Source organism: Streptomyces sp. HUAS MG56 (assembly GCF_058673395.1).
The window spans coordinates 80,029-86,408 of the sequence record NZ_JBZWEN010000003.1; the positions used below are offsets into that span (position 1 = coordinate 80,029).

Consider the following 6,380-nt stretch of genomic DNA (forward strand, 5'->3'; position numbering starts at 1 on the left):
GACCTCCTAGTTCTCGTTGTGGACTCGGGCGGACGGGGTGCGCAGGCCCGCGTCCGCGGTCGCCTGGGTGAGCGGCCGGTACGCGTCGTCCATCTCGGTCTTCGCCGTCTCGCACGTCTCGGCGGCATGGAGCGACTTGACCGACATCTCCTCGGCCTTGCGGGAGAGGACCTCCATCGACTCGGCGAGCTTGCGCATCGCCCAGGCGGTGATGGCGCCGATGATGTTGTGCTTGGACGCCAGACGGGCGGCCAGATCGTCCAGCGCGTACATCAACTCCTTGGCCTGAGCGGCGAGGACGAGGCATTCGTCGTGCGCGTCGAATGCCTCCGAGACCACCTCGTCCAGGAAGTCCACGACATCATCGAGCGTCACCTCCGTCGCGTGCTCGGGGTTCATCCCGTCGTCCATCGCGGTCGATACGGCCATGGTGGGCACAGCGGGCGAGTTGCCCACGGGCGCCTCCTTCGTGATCGTGGGGCCGTGGCTGCTGGTGCCAGCGGGGAGGCCCCGGGCTCCCGTGGTCAGGGACTCGTATGAGGACGCCTGGTACCCGGCAGGGAAGACCTGCTCCACCGTGTACAGCTCCTCTTCCTGCGGGTCGGTGTCCCGCATGGAGTCGTCGGCGCTGCGGCGTTCCTCGCGCGGCGGCGGGGTGTAGAACTCCCAGCCCGTTCCGGCGGAGCTGCCAGAGCCCGCCCTGCTCCGGGCCCGCTCACTCGCGCGGCGAGCCCGTTCCTTGCGGCTGGCCTTGCGCCGGTCGGCGGGGCCGGTACCCGAGGAGGAGCCGCGCCGCTTCTTCGACTTCGACTTCACCCGGGCCTTCTTCTTCCTGCCGGGCCCGGAGCCCTTCGTACCGCCGGGCTTCGGTTTCTTGGCCAAGTCGACCTTCGGGCCGGTACTCGTGGCGGAACCGCCGGCGGGCTTCGGCTTCTTCGTGAGGTCGACCTTCGGCCCGGCCGGGGCGGTCTCTGCGGCCGCGCCGTCCTTGCCTCCCTTCTTGACCCTGGCTACGACAGGCGGGTCGAGATCTGCACGCCGCCGTTCCAGGCGCCCCCCGGCTGCGTCGGTGACCGTCTGCCCGAGGGCCTCCCGGAGCGTGGTGCGCTCCGTGAAGGTGGCCGCCGCCTCTTCCTTCTTCCTCTTCTTGGCTTCGGCCCGCTCCTGGCGGGCGCGGTCTCTGCGTTCGGCCTTCGCCTCCAGGCGGCCGTTGCGGATCCGGTCCTTCACGGCCTGACGGGAGTCCCGGCTGCTGTTCCGCCTCGTCCGGGCCGCGCCGTCGTCCTGGGCCCGGCGTTCCCGTCGGGCCGCCTGCCGGTCCGCACGCCGCTGAGCCCTGGCGCCCTGCCGGGCGGCGGCCCGGTCCTGGCGGCCACGGGCCCGCTCCAGAGCCGGGCTGGAGCCTTTCGAGCTGGGGGACTTGCCGCCCGACGGCGACTTGATCCCCGATCCCGAGCTGTCGTTCTTCCTGGACGAGCCGTTCTTCCTAGAGTCCGACGACTTCGGACCGTTCTTGGTGCCGACCGAGCCCGACCCGTTGGACGTCTTCGGCGAGTTCTTCTTGCCCCCGCCCGGCGCCGTCCCGGGCCCGGACTTGCCGTTCCGGCCGGGTCCGGTTCCGCCGGCGCCCTTGCCGCCGCCCGTGAGGGACCCGCGGCCGCCGCTCAGGGTCTTGCGGCCATAGTCCTGGCTGGAGGGGATGGACTTGCCGCGCTTCTGCGCGGCCTTGTCGCCGATGCTCTGCATGGCGAGGGCGTGCTTGGCGGCCGCTTCCTCGCCTGCGAGCCGGTTCTTGAGGCGGGCCGCGCGCAGTGGGGCCAGTTCCTCGGCCCGCTCCGCGCGCCGTTGCCGCCAGTCCGTGAGCACGGTCGCGGTGCCCCGGAGCGCGGCCAGCGCGATGGCCAGGGTCGCCGCGAGGCTGAGGGCGGCGACGCCGGGCCCGTCCGCCTCGCCGTCGTCGCTGTCGAGGCGGGCGGGCGCCGTGCCCTCGGAGCGGAGGGCGACGGTGCCCGTCGGCTCGGTCGAGCTGGGGACCGGCGGGAGCGTCGGGGTCAGGTCGGCCAGGGACTCGGCCGCCGACCGGCGACGCCGGAGGGAGGGGAGTACTGCCCCATCGCCGCCGTCGTCCGGCCCGGAGGCCGGGGACGGCGGTTCGGCGGGTGGGGCCGGGGGTGCCGGGGGAGGGGCACCCGGGATCGGGGGGAGCCCCGGCGGGGCCCCTCCCCGGGATCGGAAAGAGACGACGTTGTCGTTCCGGTTGTCGTCCCGAGGGTCATCAGCCACGTGCTCTCCAGGGTTGACAGAGGGTGACCGGATGGGGGATCCTCGCGCGCCCGCGCGCCCGGGCGCCCGCGCGCCCGCCTTGGCCCCCCGAATCCGGTCCGCCCCCGGGTGATGATGATGGTGATGACGCTTACGCGCCGTGACTCCCGTCGTGACGTCCGGCCCAGTTCTCCAGCGTCCGCGCGAGGTCATTCCACAATTCCGGATCGTCCTTGTCCTTGCAGATCTTGCGGACCCGGTCCCACCAGGCGTCGACTCGGCCCGCGTCGCCTCGCATCTCCACCTGGCGGGCCTGCCGCGCCGCCCAGTGGGCGGCGCGGCGAGCCTGTCGGTCCTGGCCGGCAGAGGGCACCTGCTGCACTGATCAGGCTCCCTTGCGGTCGAACAGGTCGTTCACACCCCGGACGGTCCGGCCGCCGGACCCCTTTCCAGCGTCCTGACCTGCGGTTTCGCCGCTCGCCTCCTCGTCTTCCTTGGGGCGGGCGGCCATCGTGGCGACCGTCTTGTTCAGCGACTTCTCGGCGAAGTCGCTGACCTTCTCGCGCCGGGAAGCCTTCAACGCGGCCCTCTCTGCACGCTGAGCAGGCAGGGCGGCCACTGTGCTGATGTGGCTGGAGTACGCGTCGCGCAGTGCCTCCGAGGCGTTCGCCGCGTCTCGGGAGGCCTTGACCAGCCGGTTCCAGTGCTTTTCGACCTTGCGAGCCCGCCTCCGGGCGGACCAGGTGCGGTCACCGGGGACGTGCTGGGACCGCAGGGCGACTTGGAACACGACCCGGGCCTTCTCGTAGGTGCCGAGGTCGCCTTTGTGTTCGTCCTGCCTGGCCAGCGTCCAGTCGGTCAGGTGGCCCAGGTTGAGCAGTTTCAGGTAGGGCTGGAACTCCGGGGGCAGCTTGTTCAGGGCGTCAGTGGTGTTGTTCGTGTGCTCGATCTCGGGCACGGGGTTTCTCCTCTCGGGGAAGGGCCCGCCGACTCTCGGGGGCAGTGGCGGGCCCGGCCCGCGGCGTGCTCGCCGCGCCGCATCAGCGGACGGCGCGGATCTGGTTGCGGACCCACTCCGGGTCCAGGGCGCCGAACTCGGCGGCGAGAGCGGTAGGCGAGGGGGTCTTGCCCGCCGCGAGGATCTCGGTGGCGCGGGCCCGTACCGCTGCCCGCTGCTCGGCGCTCGGGCCGTCAGTCCTGCCCGGCTTACCGCTGCGCGGACGGGCGATACCGCCCGGCCTACCGCCACCGGTAGAACGCGGTTTACCGCTACCGGTAGAACTGGGATTACCGGTCGAGTTACCGCTACCGGTAGGCGACGGGTTACCGGTCGGGTTACCGCTACCGGTAGAACCGGGATTACCGGTCGAGTTACCGCTACCGGTAGGCAGCGGGTTACCGGTGTCCCCGCCGCCCGGCTGACCGGTGCCGCTACCGGTGGAGGCGGCGTCCGCGTCGGCGGTACCGCTCGGCGCGGGCTTCGCGGTGTCGTCGTGGTCGGTCTCCAGCAGGCGGTGAACGCGCCAGACGATGGCGACGACAACGAGGACCGCGACGACGATGAGCCCGATGCTCGGGTGCTGCCTGCCGTCGATCACCGTCACGCCGGTGCCCGTCATCTGAGCGACGTGGTACGTGATGTTGGTGGCGGCCATCAGCCCGAGCGCGTACGGCACGTCCTTCTTCATGCGGAAGGCAGTGACCGCGTAGACATCCAGGCCCACCGGCATCGCCCAGCCCAGGTCACCGAAGGGCGTACTGCCGAGCCCGACCATGCGGGCGAAGCTCCACTCGCCGGAGGCGGTCAGGGCGATCGCGGCCGCGAGCGAGACCCAGGTGCAGCCCTGCTTGACCATCTCCCCGCGGTCCCGGGTCCGCTTGAGGCTGGCCGCGCGCTTCTCGGCGACGCGCCGGGCCTCTCGGGCGGCGTCCAGCTCGCGGTTGGCTTCCGTGAGCTTGTCGTCCGCCTCCTTGCGCACCGCGCCGGCGGCGGTCCGGGCTTCCTTCTCCGCCTCCTTGCGCAGCTCCACGAATTCGGCCGCGAGCCGATCCCGCTGGGCCTGCCGATCCCGCTCGTGCTGTTCGCCGAGCTGGCGGAACTGGGTCTCGATCTCCGCCCGAGCGGCGTCCACCTCCGTCCGGTACGCGGTGAGTTCGGCGTCGATCTCGGCCCGGCGTGCGCTCAGCTCCTCGGCCAGTTCGAGCCGGGCCTCCCGGCGGGTCAGCTCTAGCTCCGAGTCGAGTGCCGCACGCGCCGTCCTGATCTCCACCGCCTGGTCCTGCGCCTCACTGATGATGCGGTCGGCGTCGGCCAGGGCTTTGCGGTAGGCGGCTTCTGCCGAAGTCCGGCGCAGTTCCACCAGGGCGTTCGCACGGTCCTCCGCCTCGGCGAGCACGACGCCCACCTGCTTCTCGGCGTCGGCGAGCAGGTTCTTGGCCTGCTCCTCGGCATCCGCCATGACTTCGTCGGTCTCGGCGGCGGCGTCGATCCGGGCCTGTTCGAGGATCGTCTGCGCGTCGTCCCGGGCTCCGGCGCGGATGGTGTCCGCGTCGCCCTCGGCTCGGCGCAGTCGCTCCCCAACCTCCTCGGCGGCCTCCACCAGGACGCGCTTGGCGTCGGCGGCTGCCGCCCGGCGGATCTGCTGGACTTCGTTCTTGGCGGCCTGGATCAGCGCCGCCGTTTCCTGGGCCCCGGTCCACCGCGCACCGTCGATCACGTCGGCGGCACGGTCGCGGAGATCCGCAGCCAGGGCCTCACCGTCTTCCCGCGCCTCCGGCTTCGGCGGCGGGGCCGCCGCCTTGGCCGGGCGGCGCGGCGTCGTCGTCTTCCGGGCGTTGCGGGCAGGTGGCTTACGGGCCCCCACACCGACCTCCTCTCATGCAGGTGGCCGCCTCCCGGCGGCCACCTCGGTGTTCGGTCCGTCAGCCCCGCACGCGGCGGGCGGCCATCCGGCCAACGGAGTTGGCCATGGTCGAGATCCACTCGAAGCCCTTGCCGACGCGCTCGACCAGCGTGTGGTCACCGGCCCGACTGCACGTGGCCTCGATGTTCGAGCAGCGATCGTCCAGCCAGTCCATGACCGCGTTCAGCCGCTGCGAGACCCGGTGGTCTTGCTCCGCCCAGAGCAGCTCAAGGGCGTAGAGAGGCATCGTCAATCCGGTCCACAGCAGCAGCGTCAGCCGCAGGCGGAGCCGGGCCAACAGCCCGGGGGCGTTCGCGGCCACAAGCAGGTCGTAGAGGACGTCGAACTCCTCGCCGGACCAGTTCTCCATCGGACCGTGCTGACGGCGGAAGTCCCGCACGGTCCTCTTCAGCCTGGTGAGCAGGGTGATGGTCACCGTCGTCCTCCGATCCCGGACACGGCCTGACCGTGTCGCTGCAACCCGGCCTCCGCCTGTCGGCGCCTCTCCTCCGCCTCACGGGCGGCCTCGGCCGCGGACTTGGCGGCGTCCTGCTGCGCGCTCACGCGGCGCGCCCCGTGTACTCGTCGCCGGTGACCTGCTCGTCCAGGTCGACGGTGACGGCGGCGACCAAGGCGTCCGCCTCGGCGACACTGATGGCCCCGTAGCCCACGGTGGCCTGCACGTTCACGTTGCCGTGGAACATCGCCCCGGCGACGGTGAACCCGGTCACCGTCCGCGTGAGCGCGGAGTGCGCCATCTGCTCGACCAGGTCGGGCAGCAGGCCGGCGGCCTCCTTGCCGAACGCGAGGTCGACGGTGATCCGGCCCTTGTTGGACACGGTCACGGCCACCTCGACGCCGACCCGGGCCAGGTCCTGGACCTCGGAGTAGACGTGCCACGCCTCCTCGACCACGTCCTGGACGCCGTCGTTGACGGCCCCGGCACGCAGCGGGGCGGCGTTGGTTGCGATGATGGTCATGCGGATCAGCTCCTAGCTGGGTAGATCCGTGGACCCCCGGCACGTACAGGCGTTGCACCGCCTGTACGCATGTGCCGGGGGTCGCGCCGTACGGGGGACGGCGCGGTAGGCGAGCGGGGACTCGAACCCCTGTCTCCTAAGAGCCCGAACCTGTCGGGCACGCCCTCATGACCTGTGCCTTTGGAGTGCCGCCGGGCACCTCCCCGCGTGGGGAGCACCCGGCGGCCATCCGGCC

6 protein-coding genes are annotated in these 6,380 nt (G+C 71.9%); all 6 read right to left on the reverse strand.

The genetic code is table 11. The features are described from left to right. Nucleotides 1–6 precede the first annotated feature (6 nt). A complete protein-coding gene (locus AC4OXY_RS47010) occupies nucleotides 7–2,283 on the reverse strand; it encodes a hypothetical protein (protein WP_491994995.1) in 2,277 nt (758 codons plus the stop codon). A gap of 130 nt (nucleotides 2,284–2,413) precedes the next feature. Next, nucleotides 2,414–2,644 (reverse strand): hypothetical protein, encoded by a 231-nt coding sequence (locus AC4OXY_RS47015; RefSeq protein WP_491994996.1) that lies wholly within the window; start codon nucleotides 2,642–2,644, stop codon nucleotides 2,414–2,416. Between the two features lie 3 nt (nucleotides 2,645–2,647). Next, entirely contained in the window at nucleotides 2,648–3,220 is a 573-nt protein-coding gene (locus tag AC4OXY_RS47020) for a hypothetical protein (protein WP_491994997.1), read from the reverse strand. Nucleotides 3,221–3,302: 82 nt separating this feature from the next. After that, the gene (locus tag AC4OXY_RS47025; protein WP_491994998.1) at nucleotides 3,303–5,126 is read right to left on the reverse strand and encodes a hypothetical protein; all 1,824 of its coding nucleotides are present in this window, start codon (nucleotides 5,124–5,126) and stop codon (nucleotides 3,303–3,305) included. 58 nt (nucleotides 5,127–5,184) lie between these two features. Continuing rightward, a complete protein-coding gene (locus AC4OXY_RS47030; RefSeq protein ID WP_491994999.1) occupies nucleotides 5,185–5,601 on the reverse strand; it encodes a hypothetical protein in 417 nt (138 codons plus the stop codon). Between the two features lie 124 nt (nucleotides 5,602–5,725). Then, on the reverse strand, nucleotides 5,726–6,145 hold the full coding sequence (locus AC4OXY_RS47035; RefSeq protein WP_491995000.1) for a hypothetical protein: 420 nt from the start codon (nucleotides 6,143–6,145) through the stop codon (nucleotides 5,726–5,728). Nucleotides 6,146–6,380 lie beyond the last annotated feature (235 nt).